The sequence below is a fragment of the Gimesia aquarii genome (genome assembly GCF_007748175.1).
Lineage (GTDB): Bacteria > Planctomycetota > Planctomycetia > Planctomycetales > Planctomycetaceae > Gimesia > Gimesia aquarii_A.
The window spans coordinates 6,502,201-6,520,423 of record NZ_CP037422.1 but is presented as its reverse complement, the minus strand read 5'-3'; the positions used below and the strand labels follow the sequence as shown (position 1 = coordinate 6,520,423).

20 protein-coding genes are annotated in these 18,223 nt (G+C 44.3%); 4 read left to right on the top strand and 16 right to left on the bottom strand.

From position 1 onward, the window contains the following. Positions 1 to 43 precede the first annotated feature (43 nt). The gene (locus V202x_RS24670; RefSeq protein WP_145179462.1) at positions 44 to 754 is read right to left on the bottom strand and encodes a hypothetical protein; all 711 of its coding nucleotides are present in this window, start codon (positions 752 to 754) and stop codon (positions 44 to 46) included. After that, positions 741 to 1,298: an RNA polymerase sigma factor gene (locus V202x_RS24665; RefSeq protein ID WP_145179461.1), complete on the bottom strand. Its 558-nt coding sequence runs from the start codon at positions 1,296 to 1,298 to the stop codon at positions 741 to 743. The genes V202x_RS24670 and V202x_RS24665 overlap by 14 nt, the downstream gene beginning before the upstream one ends. Positions 1,299 to 1,649: 351 nt before the next feature. Here V202x_RS24665 and V202x_RS24660 point away from each other — a divergent pair, with 351 nt between their 5' ends. After that, on the top strand, positions 1,650 to 2,417 hold the full coding sequence (locus V202x_RS24660) for a DUF1559 domain-containing protein (protein WP_145179460.1): 768 nt from the start codon (positions 1,650 to 1,652) through the stop codon (positions 2,415 to 2,417). 77 nt (positions 2,418 to 2,494) lie between these two features. Further along, positions 2,495 to 2,779 (top strand): hypothetical protein, encoded by a 285-nt coding sequence (locus V202x_RS24655; RefSeq protein WP_145179459.1) that lies wholly within the window; start codon positions 2,495 to 2,497, stop codon positions 2,777 to 2,779. A 187-nt stretch (positions 2,780 to 2,966) separates the two neighbouring features. Here the strand turns inward: V202x_RS24655 and V202x_RS24650 are convergent, their stop codons facing one another. From V202x_RS24650 to V202x_RS24615, 8 genes are all read right to left on the bottom strand, one after another. Further along, positions 2,967 to 3,179: a hypothetical protein gene (locus V202x_RS24650; protein ID WP_145179458.1), complete on the bottom strand. Its 213-nt coding sequence runs from the start codon at positions 3,177 to 3,179 to the stop codon at positions 2,967 to 2,969. 304 nt (positions 3,180 to 3,483) lie between these two features. Continuing rightward, on the bottom strand, positions 3,484 to 4,308 hold the full coding sequence (locus V202x_RS24645) for an FHA domain-containing protein (protein ID WP_145179457.1): 825 nt from the start codon (positions 4,306 to 4,308) through the stop codon (positions 3,484 to 3,486). A gap of 421 nt (positions 4,309 to 4,729) precedes the next feature. After that, positions 4,730 to 5,506, bottom strand: a complete 777-nt coding sequence (locus V202x_RS24640) for a biotin/lipoate A/B protein ligase family protein (RefSeq protein WP_145179456.1) — start codon at positions 5,504 to 5,506, stop codon at positions 4,730 to 4,732. Positions 5,507 to 5,558: 52 nt separating this feature from the next. Continuing rightward, positions 5,559 to 7,025, bottom strand: coding sequence for an aminomethyl-transferring glycine dehydrogenase subunit GcvPB (gene gcvPB, locus V202x_RS24635; RefSeq protein ID WP_145179455.1), 1,467 nt, complete (start codon positions 7,023 to 7,025; stop codon positions 5,559 to 5,561). Between the two features lie 65 nt (positions 7,026 to 7,090). Beyond that, positions 7,091 to 8,446, bottom strand: a complete 1,356-nt coding sequence (gcvPA, locus tag V202x_RS24630) for an aminomethyl-transferring glycine dehydrogenase subunit GcvPA (RefSeq protein ID WP_145179454.1) — start codon at positions 8,444 to 8,446, stop codon at positions 7,091 to 7,093. 191 nt (positions 8,447 to 8,637) lie between these two features. Next, the gene (gcvH, locus tag V202x_RS24625; protein ID WP_145179453.1) at positions 8,638 to 9,024 is read right to left on the bottom strand and encodes a glycine cleavage system protein GcvH; all 387 of its coding nucleotides are present in this window, start codon (positions 9,022 to 9,024) and stop codon (positions 8,638 to 8,640) included. Between the two features lie 298 nt (positions 9,025 to 9,322). Then, positions 9,323 to 9,778: a ribose 5-phosphate isomerase B gene (gene rpiB / locus V202x_RS24620; protein WP_145179452.1), complete on the bottom strand. Its 456-nt coding sequence runs from the start codon at positions 9,776 to 9,778 to the stop codon at positions 9,323 to 9,325. Positions 9,779 to 10,111: 333 nt separating this feature from the next. Next, positions 10,112 to 11,215: a Sua5/YciO/YrdC/YwlC family protein gene (locus V202x_RS24615; RefSeq protein WP_145179451.1), complete on the bottom strand. Its 1,104-nt coding sequence runs from the start codon at positions 11,213 to 11,215 to the stop codon at positions 10,112 to 10,114. 383 nt (positions 11,216 to 11,598) lie between these two features. Here V202x_RS24615 and V202x_RS24610 point away from each other — a divergent pair, with 383 nt between their 5' ends. Next, positions 11,599 to 12,363 (top strand): class I SAM-dependent methyltransferase, encoded by a 765-nt coding sequence (locus V202x_RS24610; RefSeq protein WP_145179450.1) that lies wholly within the window; start codon positions 11,599 to 11,601, stop codon positions 12,361 to 12,363. Here the strand turns inward: V202x_RS24610 and V202x_RS24605 are convergent. The 4 genes from V202x_RS24605 to V202x_RS24590 are packed head-to-tail and all read right to left on the bottom strand — an operon-like array spanning position 12,351 to position 16,184. After that, complete coding sequence (locus tag V202x_RS24605) at positions 12,351 to 13,271, bottom strand: inositol monophosphatase family protein (protein ID WP_145179449.1); 921 nt, start codon at positions 13,269 to 13,271, stop codon at positions 12,351 to 12,353. The genes V202x_RS24610 and V202x_RS24605 overlap by 13 nt on opposite strands. Positions 13,272 to 13,301: 30 nt before the next feature. Next, the gene (locus V202x_RS24600) at positions 13,302 to 14,225 is read right to left on the bottom strand and encodes a RimK family alpha-L-glutamate ligase (RefSeq protein WP_197993082.1); all 924 of its coding nucleotides are present in this window, start codon (positions 14,223 to 14,225) and stop codon (positions 13,302 to 13,304) included. Between the two features lie 33 nt (positions 14,226 to 14,258). Continuing rightward, a complete protein-coding gene (mch, locus tag V202x_RS24595; protein WP_145179447.1) occupies positions 14,259 to 15,209 on the bottom strand; it encodes a methenyltetrahydromethanopterin cyclohydrolase in 951 nt (316 codons plus the stop codon). Between the two features lie 54 nt (positions 15,210 to 15,263). Beyond that, complete coding sequence (locus V202x_RS24590; RefSeq protein WP_145179446.1) at positions 15,264 to 16,184, bottom strand: dihydrodipicolinate synthase family protein; 921 nt, start codon at positions 16,182 to 16,184, stop codon at positions 15,264 to 15,266. A 343-nt stretch (positions 16,185 to 16,527) separates the two neighbouring features. Here V202x_RS24590 and V202x_RS24585 point away from each other — a divergent pair, with 343 nt between their 5' ends. After that, positions 16,528 to 16,812 (top strand): hypothetical protein, encoded by a 285-nt coding sequence (locus V202x_RS24585; RefSeq protein WP_145179445.1) that lies wholly within the window; start codon positions 16,528 to 16,530, stop codon positions 16,810 to 16,812. Positions 16,813 to 16,831: 19 nt separating this feature from the next. Here V202x_RS24585 and V202x_RS24580 read toward each other — a convergent pair whose 3' ends face one another. After that, entirely contained in the window at positions 16,832 to 17,629 is a 798-nt protein-coding gene (locus tag V202x_RS24580) for a putative hydro-lyase (protein WP_145179444.1), read from the bottom strand. Between the two features lie 5 nt (positions 17,630 to 17,634). Then, complete coding sequence (locus V202x_RS24575; RefSeq protein WP_145179443.1) at positions 17,635 to 18,171, bottom strand: peptidylprolyl isomerase; 537 nt, start codon at positions 18,169 to 18,171, stop codon at positions 17,635 to 17,637. Positions 18,172 to 18,223 lie beyond the last annotated feature (52 nt).

Genomic DNA, 18,223 nt, shown 5'->3' with positions numbered 1-18,223 from the left:
TGAGACATAAAATGACGTTTGTAAATCTATAAAAAGAAAACCATTAAATGTTAGTCGTTTCTTCGGGAACGGAATGAATAATGAAATTCCAGGCGTGGCTGATTTGATCTTTAAGTGGTTGCATTTCATTATTGATATCGTCCACCCAGTTTGATCTATCTGTGTTGGCGTCTATTGATTCCGGCTTTTGAGGGGCAACAGGTACCAGGTTCACTGCTTCAGTCATTGCGCCGGCCGTACTTTGAGCAAGTCCCCATGAGGCTGCTCTTGCATTATGCAGTAATTGATTCAAACGGTTATTGGGTGTTGCTTGTTTTGGTGAATTTGCTTTTGGTGTCGAGTCAATATTCGTGCGTTTAGTAATAGTATTAGGTGGCACTACTTTGGATTGATCAGACCAAAACTTAAGAGAGACAGCGAATAACAAAATCGCGACAGATATCACACCTGTATAAAGCAAGCGAGTATTAGGTCGGGGTTTATTGACTAGTACAGATGATGAATCAAAAGCTTGTACCAATTCGTCTTTAGTTTGTTCTGATTCGATGAGTTGTGTCAGGACTGCTTCGACAAGATCAACTTCAGGAACTGCTTGCTTCCAGGCAGGCAATGTATGTTCCATGATCAAAAAGTCTTCCCAGATTTTGCGGTGTTCTGGCGACAATACAGCCAGATTTTCGAGCTGAGAGCGTTGGCCAAAATTATGCGTTTCGACCATGCTTTCCAGTTTTGTTTGGTATTCAACGAGATTCATGTCTGACCTCTGGTACGATTCCACGCTGTCTTAAGGTTGATGATAATTCTTGTCTGGAGCGGTGGAGCCATGTTTTGATGGTACCTTCCGGCCTATCCAGCACTTCGCCGATTTCTTGACAGCTCATTTGTTCTTGATGAAATAAGATAAAACACGTTCGATGATCTTCACGTAACAGATTGATGGCGTTCTGAAGTTCCTCACCAAGATCCTGTAATGGTTCCGGTGATTGACTGACTGCCAATTCGGGGGCGAATTCTGTTGGAATGGGTCGTTTCGACCTTTTACTCAGAAATGTTCTGCATCGATTGGCGGCGATAGTCAATAACCAGGGCTTTAAAGTTCGTGCGGAATCCCATTGGTGAAGGCTGCGAAATGCACGAACAAACACTTCCTGTGCAACGTCTTCGGCATCATGCCGATGCCCCAGCATACGGTAACAGAGTCCAAAAATAGAACTTTGAAACCTCGCAACAAATGCGCGCATCGCATCCTTATTACCTTCCAGGCAACTTCGGACTTGCGCCGCATCTTCTTCATTCACGGAGAAATCCCGTTTTTAGTTATACTTTGTGGACGTTAATTCCAGGCTTCCCTATGCCCACAAATTTCGAAACGATACACATAACAACAGAAATCTGAATCAAAACCTCAGGCCATCTAATTAAATATACCAGTTCGCGTTAATAGAGGTTTCAGGTTATGTGAAGAAATTTCATAAAGACTTAAAATGCAATACTGTACTGAATATATACTATTTGGTGTAGAGTTCGTATGAAGAATCATTTTTGAATCTCAGTGAGGCATCGTAATTTTAAAGCGGCTGATAGAAAGGTTTAGTATAGTATCCATATAATGACTAAACCCATTGAATAGAGGGTTTTATGGTAATTTTATGAAAGCGCACATCGTGTGTTTTCATATGCACATCGAGGGGCCAATGGATGGTATCCACACGCGTGCCATCAACATGATACCTGGTTTTACCTACCGCATTCTACAATATGTAGATCAGGCACCAATGTATAACGCTTATGAAGTGGATTGTGCAAACGTTTCTATGATCAATAGTGTTCATGTGTATTGTTTTTTGAGCAGTCAGACATTTGTTCGTACGGCCTTACCGGCTTTCATGTGTCCTTCAGACGTGGGGCCTGCATTTGCAGAATCTTCTGGGGTACGTTGGGGGGGAAATTATATGGGGTGTATTGGTTGGTCGAGAAATCGTTCAACAGGTTCTGATAATGGGATGTTTGGGTATGAAACCAAAACCAAGATGCGCGACATTACTAATGGGACATCAAGCACAATGATGCTGAGTGAAGGAGTGCAACGTGTGACGGTTCCCACTGGTTTCTCATGGGGTTACCCTGGTTGTTATTGGATTGGAGGTGCTCATGGTGAAGTCACATTTACGGCATTCGAGACACCAAACACTTCGGCAGCAGACCAGAACTTCCTTTGTAAAAGTACAACTGATGTGAATGCACCCTGTGTCTCGAATCAAATAGACAAATGGAACTATGCCCGGAGTAAGCATGTCGGAGGCGTACATATTGGGATGGCGGATGGAGCAGTGCGGTTTATTTCAGAAAATATTGACCGTGGTACATACCGTGCCTTGGCAACTATGTCAGGTGATGAAGTCATTGGTGAATTTTAAGTAGCTGAATACACAGAGACCATTTATTGTCCCTGATACAAATATCAGGGACAATATTATCTAACAGGAGTTATTAAATGAAAATACTTTCAGCTTTTTTGATTTTGACATGTTTGGCAGGAATGATAGTCGGTTGTGGTGGTTCAAGTGATGGGCCTGCAACGTTTCCCGTGTCTGGAAAAGTAACACTCGATGGTGAACCTTTAGCAGAAGGCGATATTATTTTTCGTGACATTGAAGGAATTGCAGCCAGTGCCGCAGGGAAAATAAAGGGGGGAGCATACTCTCTTAGATCAACTGCAGGCAAAAAAGCGGTGGTCATTACTGCGACGAAAGAAATACCGGTTAAAACAGTTGTTTGAGGTGCGCCTGACGATGTTCCCACGCCAGCGATAGAGCAGTATTTACCAGCACAATACAAAAACTACTTTGGATGCAAACGTAAGCGACTCTGGATCGAATGAGTTTTCATTTGAACTGAAAAGTGAATAGCATTTCAGTATGGTTCATTGAGCTTTTATTTGACTCGGAGATTGGCATTTTAAAAAATTAATGCTTTTGAACACACTCTCTAGCCAGGATACGAGCTTGTCTGAATGCGTGTTTGATCGTATAGGCTCGAGCCTCAACTTGTTCTTCAGTGTAATATTTGCCATGATCACTTTCGGGAAGACCAGCGAGTGCCAGAGTCAGAGGTAACAGATCAAGGAACTCACGATATCGTCTCTGAATATCATTGCTGGCATTGGCTGAATCATTCATTAAAGGATTCTCCCTTTTTCATACATCATGGTTCGCGAAATCTTAGTCATTGTCAGGGACACTGAAATGAAATGAGTTACGACCATTGAACGATCGAACTTTATACTCTGTTTGATCTCTTATAATAATTCTCGCAAACGTCCTTCAGAAAAGCAATGGGAACTCAACAGAATGAAGAAGCTAATGTCGGGAATTTGAATGACGCACTTTGAACAATGTTGTTTTCAAAATTGGTATAGCATTCAATGAATGGTGATCGCATTTTTAAAAAAGTGCACGCAGATGAGCGATAATTTTATCTTTGTTACTCTTGATTCTTGACGCCGGTTTCTTCGGGTGGTGGTAGAGTAACTGGTGGCAGATCTGGGACGACCGGCTCATTCTCTGCATTTTCTTGTGGTTGTTGAGGAGGTGGTGGCTGTTGGGGATAGCCCTGTGGTGGCACTTGGTACTGTTGAGGGTAGGCTGGCATCGGTTGTTGAGGATACCCTTGTTGTGGATAGTACTGAGGTGGCATTGGGTATGGGTATTGTTGTCCGGGCGGCATCTGTTGTGGTGGATAAGGATACTGTTGCGGAGGGTAGCCTGCTTGTTGGGCTTGTTGCTGTTGTTCTGTAGACAGAATTTGAGTATCCCCAGTATAGACCTCAGAAGTTGATGGTGTTTCAGGAGCGGGAGTCGTTTCTTCAGGAGCCGCAGCAGGTGTTTGAGAATCGTCATTAGAACGGACCGGAATATCGAACACAGTATCTGACCCAGTCAGAATTTCTCCACTGGAAGGTGCTTCGGCAACAGCTCCTGAGTCATTTTGTGAACTTTCAGCATCTGCTGACTTGGCAATAATGATTTCGAAGTCGAGTTTACCGACTTGGATCTTATCGCCGTGCGCGAGTTGAATTTCACCCTTAATTCGTTTTCCATTGACTGAAGTACCATTAGTACTGCCAAAGTCACGTAGGCGAACGCTGTATTCGTCAACTGTGAATACACAATGATGTCGACTAACCATGTCACTGTTGGGTCGTAAGTGGCAGTCTTCTTCTCGGCCGATTAAAAACTTTTTGCCTGTAATTGGAATTTGTTTTCCGTTATGACGACCGCCTATTACTTTTAACGCAGGTTGCAACATAAATCGTCCACTCCATAGGTTTCATACAGAACACATTATAGTTCTGAAATATGGTTTGACTGAAATCGTTCAGTCGTCCTATCTCCGATGACTTGTCGTTGGAACAAAAGAAGCTTGAAATGAACAAGAAACAGAAATGAGTGAAATAATTTCTAATATTCAAATGAAAGGAGCAAATTACAATGCTCAACTGGCCCGCATTGTGTGGTTTGACTCACTTCATCGTAAGTAAAGATCCACTACTGTTTTCCGTAACACTAAAATTTTTATAGATTAATATATCTACTATATAATTAACGCTATCACGCCTGTAGTGCTATGTCAATGAAGATAAAAGACAGAAGCACCATGTAAATAATTTCTTAACAATACGGATAAGTTCACTTGATTTTGGTAACTCCTGATCTGATAACTGATAAGACTATTTCTTTCGTGAGTTCCAGGTAGCTTGTGAATACTTATCTTTTTCCAGATAGTTAGCAAGCGAGAATTCCTCGTCAGTCAGGTTTTGAGACTTAAGAGGCAGATTGACCGCTTTGGCAATAGCCTGAGAGCATTCCGCAGAGAATTGCGTTAGAAATTCTTGTTGGTACAAGCTGGTTTGTTCCGCTAGATTCAGGAGTCCTGGAAATTGAGGAGCGTATTCCGAAGTAAGTAATAAAAGACTTCCGTGCTGTACTATTGCACCCTTTCTTCGCCTTTGAGCACTTCCGAGAATCTTGTGTCCAAGATATATAAGATCCCGTTCATCACCACGACCGAAACAGAGAAATGGTTCCGATTTAGCGGTAACGGAAACACCACGAAATTCCACTTTGAGCTGATGAGCAGACAAGACATCAATCAGTGGTTGATGAATTGTCAGGTAGAGATCTGGTAGTGACTTGGAAAGCCGATGGCTTGCTGGAATCGTAAAAGAATAGGTTAGCTCATGGTGATGTAAGATAGCACCGCCTCCTGAGAGCCGACGCACTCTGGAAAGATCTTGCCAAACATCACTATTCTGCTCGGTATCATTTTTTTGAAAGTAACCGAGAGAAATGGTAGGTTTTTTCCAGCGGTACCAGCGTAACGAACAAATATTTTGTGAAGCAGCCGATTCTAGTAGAGATTCATCAATGGCCATATTCCAACTCCCGGTTAAAGGAGCAGGCTCAATAATCAGACGACAGTGATCTGGAGGTGAAGTATGCGTCATACAGTGAACCAGACGTGGTGTGGCAGATCATATCATACATTCAAACAGCCTGTTATGTCTCACAGCACTGTAGAATTGGGTTACGGGCTGCGATGACTTCATCGGGCCTACTAATGTCGGTACTATGTGGTGCGTCATGTAGAAACTCCGGGGCTTCCTTTACAATCTGTCGGATTGTCTCGGCGAACGCATCCAGAGTTTCTTTTGATTCTGTTTCCGTTGGTTCGACCATAATGGCTTCAGGCACAACCAATGGGAAATAGACTGTTGGTGCATGAAAACCAAAGTCGAGCAGTCGTTTGGCGATGTCCATTGCAGTGATCCCATTTTCGGACTTCATTTTTGAGGCTGAAGCGACAAACTCGTGCATACACAATTCACCATTGGGAACCGGGAGTACATCTTTTAAGATAATTTTGAGATAGTTTGCATTCAGAACCGCATTTTCAGAGACCGCTTTTAAGCCTTCAGCTCCGAGTGTTCTCAAATAACAATATCCTCGTACTAAGATTCCGATGTTTCCGTAAAATGTTCGAATGCGTCCGATGGATTTGGAAGGGGTTTCCAGCACAAACTGATTTTCTTCCGAATCGATTTCCGTTTGTTTGATGACTGGGCCGGGGAGATAGTCAGCCAGAAAGTCGCGAACCGCAATGGGGCCAGCCCCTGGTCCCCCGGCACCATGTGGGCCAGTGAAAGTTTTATGCACATTAAAATGCATCATATCGCCTCCAAAGTCACCGGGGCGTGTGTATCCGAGGATGGCATTCATATTGGCACCATCAATATAAACCAGCCCACCTGCATCATGCACCATTTGTGCAATCTGCTTGATATCTTTTTCAAACAATCCCAGTGTGTTAGGATTCGTAACCATGAACACAGCCGTCTGGTCATCCAGATGTGTTTTGAGGTCCTCTAAATCAATCAATCCTTCTTCACTACTTTCCAGTTGCACGCAGTCAAAACCAGCAAGAGCTGCACTTGCCGGATTGGTTCCGTGAGCGCTGTTCGGAAATAGTACTTTGGTACGATTTTCTCTACGATCTTCAAAATACGCTTTTGCGGTCAATAATGCGGTGAATTCTCCTTGGGCTCCTGCAGCTGGTTGCAATGAGACGGCAGGTAATCCTGAAATTTCAGCCAGCATTTCCTGCATTCCATATAGCATTTCCAGCATGCCTTGCAGATCAGACGGATTTTGATAAGGGTGTAAATCAACAATCCCAGGCAGGCCGGCCAGTCGTTCATGACGTTTGGGATTGTATTTCATGGTACAGCTACCCAAAGGGTAAAAATGGGTATCCACACACATATTGAGGGTTGATAAATTGACAAAATGTCGAATGACATCTGGTTCTGTGACTTCAGGTAGGTCCGTAGGTTGAATAGCTAATGCCGATTGAGGGATCAATTCATTCAATGGTTTTTTAGGAACATCTGAATCAGGAAACAGGGCGCCACGTCGGCCAGGCTGGGAAAGAGCAAACAATAATTCGGTAGCCAATTGATTTCGCATGTGTATTGCTTTGAAATATCTAAAGTAAAATAGTGAGTTGTGCTAAGGAGTCGCTTGCTTGGATACTATGCTTTTAATGCCATCACGAGACGATCAATTTCTGCGCGTGTTCTTTGTTCTGTAATTGCTACAAGTACTCCGGTTTGGTAGAGTTCGGAACCATTCTGGAAATCAAAGCGGGATAGTTCCGGCCCAAGATCAAAGCCTGCCTGCCGAGCTTTACGTAATAGATAATCAGGACCTTCAGAGCAGCTTATAACAAACTCTTTGAAAAAAGGGCGATTGTTGAATAGAAGATTGATGCCCTCGATTTGGGAAAGTTGTTCGGCAGCATAATGTGCTTTTTGACAGGAAAGATTAGCCACTTCACGAATCCCCTGTTTTCCGAGGAGGGACAGATAGACGGTAGCACGGATCGCGATCAACCCCTGGTTACTACATATATTACTCGTTGCTTTATCACGACGGATGTGTTGTTCTCTCGCTTGTAGATTGAGTACAAAACAGGATTTACCGTTTCGATCGACAGTTTGGCCAATCAATCGACCTGGCATTCTGCGAACAAATTTTTTGCTGCAGGAAAATAGTCCCAGATATGGGCCGCCGAACTGTAATGGAGTTCCCAGAGACTGTCCTTCTGCGATAGCAATGTCTGCACCATAATCACCAGGACGTTTCAAAAGGCCCAGGCTGATCGGGTCATAGGAAACAACCGACAAAGCGCCGTATTTGTGGGCGATTTCAGTTAGTTGCTCAGCTTCTTCCAGTGTCCCCAAAAAATTAGGGTGCTGCATAACAAGGCATGCCGTTTGATCATTCATCACTTCGTCAACATCAGCAGGATCAACGCAACCATTAACACAGGGAACAACAACCACTTCGCAGTTCAGGTGATTTAAGTACGATTCCACAACCTGTCGATATTCGGGGTGCATTGATCCCAGCAGCACGATTCGATTATGGCGGTTTGTGACTCGCATCGCCATGAAAGTCGCTTCGCTGACGCAGGTGCCTCCTTCGTACAGGCTGGCATTCGAAACGTCCATGCCCGTTAATCGGCAGATCAACGACTGAAATTCGAAAAATGTCTGCAAGCTTCCCTGGCTGGCTTCTGCTTGATAGGGAGTGTAGGCCGTGTAAAATTCGCCACGTCGGGCAATCTCGTCAACGGCAGCAGGGATGAAATGATCATATGCCCCGCCACCCAACATGCAGACTCGTGAACTCGGGCCGATATTTTTCTCTGCCAGATTCGAGACGTGTGACTGTAGTTCCATTTCTGTCAGTGCTGGAGGGATATTAAGTTTACGGTCTAGACGTAACTCTGAAGGAATGGTCGCAAACAAAGATTCAACAGAGGAGACGCCAATGGTTTCTAGCATTTCCTGCTGTTGTTCTGGTGTATTGAAGAGGTAAGGCACTGTTCACTCGTTTTAATGCATTAGATTGTGATGGAGTTAATCGACTTAACTATGTTGATTATAGGCGCGGGGCAACCGTTGGAACTCTGTATTTTAGAATTTTCAGGCGGACAGAAAACACTTCCCTTCCTGAAGTTGGCTTTTAGCAATGTTTCTCGAAAGACGACCGATTCTGGAACGGATGGTTTTCTTTAGTGTGCTTCCGATTCACAAAATTTGCGATATTCTTCAGCATTCATAAACTGATCCAGTTCTGCTGGATTTGACATCTTGACTTTAGTGATCCAGCCAGCCCCAAAGGGGTCATCTGAAAGTGGCGACTGGTCATCGACCAGAGCACTATTTGCTTCAGTAATTTCACCGCTGACAGGCGAATACAGGTCACTGACAGCTTTGACACTTTCTACTTCCCCAAATACCTTGCCTGCTTCATAGCTCGATCCGACTTCAGGAAGCTCAATGTAAACGAGATCAGTCAACTGATTGACAGCAAAATCGGTGATGCCTACAGTTGCAATCTCACCTTCAACGCCGACCCACTCATGAGTTTTAGTAAATTTTAAACTGCCCTGATCCATGTTTGTAAAATCCTCTGTTCTAATTCTTTACTCAAGAATCCAATGTAGTGTAAGACTTGAGAAAAGAGGCCAAAAATTCCCTGATAACTCTTCGTTGACGATACAGAGATTTGCTCGGTTTGAAAAGGAATCTGTGCGGGAAATTCCACTACTACCACAGTATATCTGCAAGATCGAGATGCTATGACAAATGCAAGTTAGCAAGACTTTGAACGTTTTAGATTCAGAAGGCTCGGTTTGTCTGATAAATAGAAAGAAAGGGGGAGATATCTGTTTAGATTTTATGAGTTGGCAAAAACTACTGAGGAGGCATGTTTTGCTCTTCGACTTTGTTCAATTTTTCCAAGCGACGGGCATGTCGGCCTCCCTCAAACTCTTCTTTGAGCCAGATTTCGATCATTCGATTAACAAGCCGATCTCCAAGTAAGTCAGCAGAAAGACAAAGCACATTTGAGTCATTATGTAGACGGCTCATTTGCGCAGTAATATCATCATGACATGGGGTTGCTCTGACTCCTGCAAACTTGTTTGCGACAATGCACATCCCCATTCCTGTACCACAAATCAGGATGCCACGATCAATAGCGTCTTTACCGATGTCTTTTGCTACTTTAACAGCATAGTCCGGGTAATCCACACTTTCACCATCATCAGGTCCATAATCGAGTGCTTCATGACCTAACTGATTTAATAGTGTGAGGATTTTCTCCTTGGTAGCAAATCCTCGGTGATCACTGGCAACTGCTATTTTCATTGAGACTCTTTAAATTCACAGATAAATTAAGATGGGAAAAAACAAAACCGTTACCGACCTCTGAAAGTCAACGATGTGTTTTGTTCTATTCTAGGCAGACATTAGCGATCTACACTTCGCTTTTCTGAACTTTATTACAGACGAAATCTGATTTTGAATGATGCCTTTTCAAATGATTCTTCTTGAACAAGAAAGGCATTCACAATATCTTCATACTTATAAAGAGTAATGGTTTACAGCCTATTATAGCAAGAGTGCTCTTGCACGAGTTACGAAATTTTCCCATGGAAAAAACATTTAATTCAGGTAGATGGGGTAAAAAGCACTGTGAATTCAAGTGACGTTGATCTGTGCAATGATTGACTTCAAATGTTTCTCAATTTCTTTCTTGCAATCTACATAGCATTGAAGGCCTCCCCCAATCGGGTCAGAAATATCGTGCCCATCGGGTGAGAGCAGTTTGACAGTCTCTTCCAGATCAGGCCGTTCTGCCAGAATTGCTAAACGATGTCCTTGAGTCATGGTGTAGATATAATCGGATTGATCAAGCAGTCGCTCGGTTAGTGGCTGGCTCTCGTGGCCTCGAATATCAATTCCTTGTTCTGCTAGAATCGCAATGCTTTCCGGGCTGGGGGGGGCACCGAGTGCTGCAGCCAGGCCAGCTGAGCCAACGATAAAGCCATGGTCAGCCAATTCCTCTTCCAGGCAGCCAAGCTTCTCTGAGAGTAATTTGCGGAAAAGCCCTTCTGCCATTGGGCTGCGACAGGTATTGCCTGTGCAAACAAACATGTAAATCTCGCTTGACAATCTTTTTAGAGTAGTTTCAGTAACTACACCAGGTTCCTGGATCTTCCAGTCGTTATCGGAAATAGTGACTATGGTAGATTGATCACCAAAGCGAGAGGGGCCATCATCAATGATCAAAGCAACTTGCCCATTGAAATCAGTCATGATGGAATCGGCGGTCTGGTATTTTGATTGTTCGTTCAATAGTACTAGTGGAGCAGGGGAGAGCCGCATGGTCTGGAAAATAATTTCATGGGCAGGAGCCCGTAAACGGACATGGACGTCTGGACTGATTAGTGTCTGAATCTCTTCTGGAATATGTGAGAATAAGCTGTCATTGCTTAGTCGTTTCATTTGCATAATCACAGGACCAGGCCAGCAACGTTTAGCCAGTTTGCGGCCTATAGGGGGCATTTCTGGCAAATAATCAAGTCCTTCATCGAACCCCTTTACACAGATCACAAGTGGTTCATCTGTGTTTGAAAGTGATCTAAGTTTACTCATTGCCGCGAAATTTAGCGACTGGCCTGCGATGACATAAGCCGTTGCCGTCGGGAATGCGACCAATTCTCCATTCGCCAGATGTTGAACAGCAAGATGTATCACATCCCGGGGGTCGTCAGATTGTTTGAGATTGATCCGTTCGGTCATAGACAATTTAGGCCTTAATTTCCTTACAGAAATTCTTTTCTAGCGCAACTCAAGGGGTAAAAATGTCAAGATTTTCAGGCCCATCACGAATCACGATCAGTAAATATAACTGCTGAGATACTATTGATTTTATTGTACCGATATCACATTGATCATAACCGTTCAAATTGCATTGATCAAGCTGCTGGAATATTCGACATTCATAAGTTATTATCATTGGCACGCTTATGACACTTATAAAAAGAATGTTCTTTGGCTATTTTTAAGAATGTGGGAAATCATAGCGAATTCTCATTGCTTGATAGTTAAGATGCTTACGATTTGATTCCAGAATTAATTTTATCTTCAAAATTCCTAACTAAATTTTATAAGTACAGTGAAATATGGCTCCATTAAGTTCTCCCCAAAAAACTGGTAAAAAACGGATACGCTTAAAAAAATCATTGAAATCACTGATTGAATTTCGTGGTGGAAATCAAGTTGATCAAACCCAGTTTCAATCCACGACGCGAAAACTCTATGACGGTCCTGCAGGAGCGGTTCTTTATTTAGCGAGTAAATTATCACTGCATGACCCACTAGTTGGTCGTATTATCAAAACCCGCCGTTTTGATGTCACAGAGTTTCGCAGCATTTTAGATATCGGTTCTGGAGCAGGGCAGATTCTGGGGCACCTACTTCGTGAAACTCATCCGGATGCACGGCTGGTAGCCTGCGATTTATCGCATCAAATGTTAAAACGTGCCAGGAGCCGAATGGATAGCCAGCGCCCCAACTACCTTTCAGCTGACCTTACGAATCTACCTTTTTTGGATGAATCATTTGATTGTGTTACCTGTGGTTGGGTATTGGAGTACGTAACAGATCCAAGACATGGATTGTCAGAGATTTATCGTGTACTTCAGCCGGGGGGTAGTCTGTTTCTACTGGCAACTGAGGACAAATTCTCCGGAATGTTAAACAGTCGCACCTGGAAATGTCGCACTTATAACCGTGTTGAGTTAGAACAAGCATTCGAGGACTCGGGGTTGCCATGGAAAGAACAACTTTGGTTTACGCCAATTCATCAGTTCTTGAAGCTGGGAGGTATCATTGTTGAAGCTACCAAACCAACAGAGCCAGCGACGACTTCCATTCAATCTTCATAACGAATTTGACTCCAGTCTTTCGCCAACTGGCAAAGAATCTCTAACGTTTGAGGATTGGCACTGCAGGCCGTAATCCCTGGCAAACGCAACATGTCAGCTCGATCATCCAGCCAATGTTCATGGAAATTCACTGAAGCACCATTGTGTACCCAGACAGCATCCCCGCCTAGTATCCGGGCAATGTGTAATGAAACCGGAAAATCGTAAACATTGGGAGTATGAATGAGAGAGCCCCCAAATTCTCCGGTCGCTAGATGATCGTAAATGCTCCCCGGCATTTCTTCCGGAGGAACTCCTTTTAGTCCCGCTTCAGTCACGAGTTGGGCATTCGAAGTATCTTTGTTTTGAAAGCCGATTAGGTATATTCGATTTGACTCTGATCTTGACTGGGGATCGATGGTCGGCATAGCATCCAGAACCTCACGTGCTGGACGGTTCAAGTCATCGGGGCCACACACCACCCTTTGGTGAACGGCTTCTACCCAGGTTCCCTGATCGCCGGTTTCCGGAATATATACTAGTGAGTAGTGGACGGTTTCACTATCTCGTAGATGGATCATCACACAATAACCATCTGCGGTTTTATCGCGATACTGTTTGGTGCCATCTATTGGGTCAATTGAAAGAACGTAGGGAGAGTCCTCTGAAAAACGGTTGAGGTCTCCTGTTTTTTCTTCTGCCTCCATTCTGCATTCCAGGAAAATCGGATCGCGGTCACGGAGTGCGGCTACGATCAATTCTTGCAGAGTTAAATCTGCCAATGTCAATGCGTCTGTCAGTGCGCTACCCGAAGATTTATTTTCAACCGCGATATTGAAGTGTCTTAAACGTTTGGCAATAGCGCCTGACCACCGCAAAATCTCAGGTAAATGAGTTTGTAAAGCAGTTAAGAGTGTATTTAGTTCCACATGACCGACCTTTTCAGGAGTATTCGATATTTAACTTTGCGATGAATCTACATTGTTTCGTTTCTGTTCCAGATATTCAATTACCAGAGAAGCGACATCCACTTTTGTTACAGATTGAAAGCCGCGCCAACCCGGAACTGCATTGACTTCCAACACGTAGCACTCATTTGGAGAATCTGATCGATAAAGTAAATCTACACCTGCAAATTCGGTATATGTTAATTCCGCGGCGCGAATCGCAAGTTCTGCTTCGAGGTCATTAGGAAGATAGGATTCAGCATGCGCTTGCCGCGAAAGATTAGTGCGAAAATCATTATTACTGTGACGGCGGATAGCCCCAATTACGTTTCCATTGAGAATCAGGATACGAGTATCATAGCCAGGATGTGAAATGTATTGTTGCAGATATATTACTGCTTGTGTACGTTCCAGAGTGCGGAAGGAACGGTAGGCGAGATCAGGATCACTAATACGAAAGATGCCTCGACCTTCGGAGCCAAACAAGGGTTTGACAACAACATCGCCTCCCATTTGTTGAAATTGCTGCATGGCTGCTTCAGATGATTCGCAAACAGCCGTCGTGGGCACTGGTAGCTTCGCTGCTGCCAGACGTGATGTAGTCAGATATTTATCAACCGCACACTCAATTGATCGAGGTGAATTGAAGACGGTGACTCCTGAATGTTCCAGGCGTCCTAAGAGATCCATGCGAAAAACGACTTGCTCTAACGAGCCAGGGGGCATTGTGCGAATAATGAGACAACTAAAGTCGGTCAGCCTGTTATGGTTACTATCCGTGTCAAAACTAAAAAACTGCTCCTGTTGCATTTCCAAAACATGAGAAGCTAAATCACGGAATTCAAGTCGGAATGCCGCATGTCCGCGTGTATTTGCAGCATCGCTCAGCTTTTTACAGTACCAGCTTCCCTTATTTCCAAGAATGGCGATCCGCACAAAAAAATCCACTTAAAATATGCCAAAAGAAACTCAGAAACCAAAACTGTTTTTTAACAATGTGGTATTTGTTTGACCAAACTGAAAAACGTTTCCGGTATCGAGATTTTGAAAGATAATGACTGCTGGACTGAAAAAGCTGGGATCGATTTCATAGAAATCATGGTTCGCTTCTTTGAAGACTTCAAGAAACGGTTTTCCAAAACAGGCAGCCGAGCTGGAGGGAATTGAAGGGCCAATTTCCTGGAGAGACTTATCGTCGCCTGTAACCCAGAGTGTCACCGAACTTCCATAAAGAATTGCGTCGTTTGTACGTCCAATGCCCGACAGATGATCTTTCGCAACAGGAGCCAGAGGAGCTATGCCATAACCTGCCTGAATACGATGGACGTCGAACTCGCATTCAAACAGTTTGTGCATAGCGGTTTCAACCGAGCGAGAAATGACCTGAATATTACCAGCAATGCTCGACGTGGGAGCCACAAGCAAGGTAATATTTTTCGACTCAACTCCAGTAGCTTTAGAGATCATTTCGACTACATTCACGCTGGGAAGCGTATTTGCTTCTAGAATACCTACCGTTTTGGCAGGTGTCTCACCAAACGCCAGTATTCGATATAAGTCTTCTTTTTCAGCAGCTGCCCTCATTGAACCAGACCCCATTGCAAAAAAATCATCGACATCAATTTTCCAGCCCGCGTACTGACTGAGCAGACAGGATTCGACGGCGTGGTCAGTTTGTACCTGCAAATAGGGTAGCGTCTGTCCTTCCAGTGTCCCCGGAACGAGTTGTACATCTCCGAGATCGGACATGCAGATTCTGGCGAGTAATAAACCGGCTTGAATGCCAGCGGGCGTTTCAATTCCACAGTCAACAATGGTAGCACCATTCTCCAGTGTATGTGGAATGACTTTCAGTTCACCCGCTTTTGCCAGCAGGTATTCTGCCAGTCGGCACGCGCGTTCGTTTAAAACTCCACTCATAACGTTTATTTCAATCCAGTAAGTAAAATTAAGAGGACAGACATTTGGGGAATATCACAGACAACCAACTTCTTCCATGATGCCTTTGGTTCGTTCAATCAGTTCAGGAGTGCAGGCTGGGAACGGATGAAACAGTGTGTCGTGTTCAATTACCCCGCGCAACCTCAGGGCTGTTTTCATGGCGCCAATCACATATCCCACTTTGATGGTTCCATCCGAACAGACAAACACTTCAAACAATCGGACGATGGCTTCCTGTTGTCTAACCGCTTCCTGATGATTTTCCGCTGCCGCTGCTTCATAAAGTTGTACAAATAATTCCGGACCTACATTAGCCAGCCCCGGGACTGTTCCATCAGCACCAGCCAGGACAACGGCGTGTACCAGCATTTCGGCTCCCGTAAATAGTTTCATTCCCGGAGGTTTACTTGCGACCAGACGATGAAAGCTGACGGCATCGCCGCTTGAGTCTTTGACTCCGATGATGGTGCCTTCCTTTCCCAACGTCATCAGAGTTTCCAGTTCTATTTTGACTTTAGTCATCACGGGAATGTCGTAAGCAAAAATCGGAAGGTCAACGGATTCTCGAATAGTACGATAATGCACTAGCATGTCAGCTTGACTGGCTGGATAGTAAAAGGGAGGGCAAACGACGATTGCATCTGCACCCTGAGATTTGGCAACTATTGCTTGTTCAATAATTTGCTCAGTTCCTGGTGCAATCACACCTACTAAGAGAGGGACGCTGCCATCAATGACTTTGACTGCGATTTCTGTTGCTTGCTCCCGGTCCGCCTCTCTTAGCAATGGCCCTTCCCCCGACGTACCAAATAGAAATAGCCCATGCACACCCTGTTTCAACATAAATCGGTAAACTGATTCCGCCGAAGCAGCATCAAGCCTGCGATCTGGTGTCAACGGAGTGACTACGGGAGGGAGAACACCTTTTAGTTGTTCTGAAAGGTTAATTGCCATTTATAAAGTACCAGAATCTGTGTTCAGATAAGGGTTAATCTACGGTCATTCAATCGATTGAGCAACTTTAGACTGAGTCTTATTTTATACCAAACTGGTTTACAGGATGCGATGTTCCGAGGGATCCAACTATCGGAATCGGTTAGGCTTGGCTTGTTTGAGGTAAATCATGGTCTAATCATGACATCTGGAGCGATTTTGCAGAATCTATGAATTCAGTAGGATTCAAAGGTTGAGGAAAATCTATAAAAGTGAGTGGCAATTTTCGTCTTTCAAGGATTTCCCATGGGGAACTGGGGAAAATACTGGAGGAGCCTGTCACCAGCCGGATATAATTTAATATATGAGCAACCGACAAAAAACAATTTGTTTAGAGCATCAATGTGTTGAAGATCAGGCAACACCAGTGGGGATGGTTTGTCCTCATTGTAAGCATCGACTCTATACAAACCCACCGCAAGGTAATGTCATGAGTTTCTGGGAAAGTCAGCCAGTGGCTTATAGTTTGAAACAAGAGCCTTGTTTTGCTTATTCATTGATGTGGGAAAACTATCGTATTCGCTCTGTGCACCTACCACAAAATGATTTGGTTGCTGAAGAGTCATCCCCAATGGAATCGCATTCTTAAGTCAGCAGGCCTCGAAAATTTAAGAGACTGCCAGTGTGGCCTCTTTCACGTCAGAAACGAACATACAGCCGGGACTGTGTGTGATTGCAAATTCTCGCTTTGCCTGCATCAACACAGCTTGAGGTGTTACTCCACAGGCCCAGAACAGAGGCAGTTCATCTGATTCTACCGGTATAGAGTCACCAAAATCGGGTTGATTGAGATTCAAAATTCCAATCTGTTCCGGGAATCCCAGATGTATGGGAGCTCCATGCACAGCAGGAAAACGACTGGTGATTTGAACTGCGCGAATGGCATCGGCGGGCTTAAAGGGGCGCATCGAAACGACGAGCGGTCCGGAAAACATACCGGCAGATTCACAATTGATTGAGGTACGGTACATGGGCACATTCACACCGAGATCTAAATGTCTGACGGGCAGCCCTGCTTTGACTAACGCAGATTCAAACGTAAAAGAACAGCCAATTAGAAATGAGACCAGATCCTCCTGCCAGTGATGACTAATTTCAGTAGGTTCTTCTACCAGTTCCCCGTGCTTCCAGACTCGGTAGCGAGGGAGGTCAGTACGCAGGTCACTACTTTCAGCTAGTTTGTGGGGACAAGGATCACCGGCTTCGGTCACTTCCAGCAATGGACAAGGCTTGGGATTTCGTTCACAGAACTCTCGAAAGTCAACAGCGTCTTGCTTACGAAGAATCACCAAATTTGCCTGGGCAAAGCCAAGAGCCAGTCCCGAAGTTTGCCCGGTGAATTCACCACTACGACAGACCTGTCGAACTTGCGTACCAGTCTGTAGTGCGGAACGATCTACATCCATAACAACTACTTTTCAGAAACGACGACTTCAGATCCCGTGATTTGCACATCTTCCAGTGGGCGATCACCATGATCGGTTTCGACATTGCCAATTTCCAATACGACGGCTTCACTTTCTGCATCACAGGTTTTACCAAACACCGTGTATTGATTATCCAGATGTGGAACACGGCCCAGGCAAATAAAGAATTGGGAACCCGCTGAGTTGGGATCTCTCGTTCGTGCCATCGACAACACTCCCGTTTCATGGGGAAGATTGTTGAATTCCGCATCGATCGTATATCCCGGTCCGCCAGTACCAGTTCCCTGAGGACATCCGACTTGAACTACAAAATCAGGAATCACACGATGGAATATAATTCCATCATAAAACCCAATCTTGGTGAGGCCGATAATATTACGACAATGTCCTGGTGCAACGTCGGGGTAAAGATCCATGCGGATCTTTCCCTTGCTGGTTTCAAAGACGACTTGATAGTTGAATTTGTCGAAATCAACATCGGCCAAGGCAGAATCAACTTCTTCTCGTCGGTTTTCGGACACGGTGCTTTCCTTTTTTGTATTATTTATAAACGGTCAGTAATGTTCTTTTGAA

Excerpts from the sequence above, each read along its gene's own strand:
- V202x_RS24645 (WP_145179457.1), bottom strand. The coding sequence starts at position 4,308 with ATGTTGCAACCTGCGTTAAAAGTAATAGGCGGTCGTCATAACGGAAAA.
- V202x_RS24655 (WP_145179459.1), top strand. The coding sequence starts at position 2,495 with ATGAAAATACTTTCAGCTTTTTTGATTTTGACATGTTTGGCAGGAATG.
- gcvPB (WP_145179455.1), bottom strand. The coding sequence starts at position 7,025 with ATGCGAAATCAATTGGCTACCGAATTATTGTTTGCTCTTTCCCAGCCT.
- V202x_RS24585 (WP_145179445.1), top strand. The coding sequence starts at position 16,528 with ATGAGCAACCGACAAAAAACAATTTGTTTAGAGCATCAATGTGTTGAA.
- V202x_RS24660 (WP_145179460.1), top strand. The coding sequence starts at position 1,650 with ATGAAAGCGCACATCGTGTGTTTTCATATGCACATCGAGGGGCCAATG.
- gcvH (WP_145179453.1), bottom strand. The coding sequence starts at position 9,024 with ATGGATCAGGGCAGTTTAAAATTTACTAAAACTCATGAGTGGGTCGGC.
- V202x_RS24610 (WP_145179450.1), top strand. The coding sequence starts at position 11,599 with ATGGCTCCATTAAGTTCTCCCCAAAAAACTGGTAAAAAACGGATACGC.
- V202x_RS24650 (WP_145179458.1), bottom strand. The coding sequence starts at position 3,179 with ATGAATGATTCAGCCAATGCCAGCAATGATATTCAGAGACGATATCGT.
- V202x_RS24580 (WP_145179444.1), bottom strand. The coding sequence starts at position 17,629 with ATGGATGTAGATCGTTCCGCACTACAGACTGGTACGCAAGTTCGACAG.
- V202x_RS24590 (WP_145179446.1), bottom strand. The coding sequence starts at position 16,184 with ATGGCAATTAACCTTTCAGAACAACTAAAAGGTGTTCTCCCTCCCGTA.
- V202x_RS24615 (WP_145179451.1), bottom strand. The coding sequence starts at position 11,215 with ATGACCGAACGGATCAATCTCAAACAATCTGACGACCCCCGGGATGTG.
- V202x_RS24670 (WP_145179462.1), bottom strand. The coding sequence starts at position 754 with ATGAATCTCGTTGAATACCAAACAAAACTGGAAAGCATGGTCGAAACG.
- mch (WP_145179447.1), bottom strand. The coding sequence starts at position 15,209 with ATGAGTGGAGTTTTAAACGAACGCGCGTGCCGACTGGCAGAATACCTG.
- rpiB (WP_145179452.1), bottom strand. The coding sequence starts at position 9,778 with ATGAAAATAGCAGTTGCCAGTGATCACCGAGGATTTGCTACCAAGGAG.
- V202x_RS24640 (WP_145179456.1), bottom strand. The coding sequence starts at position 5,506 with ATGACGCATACTTCACCTCCAGATCACTGTCGTCTGATTATTGAGCCT.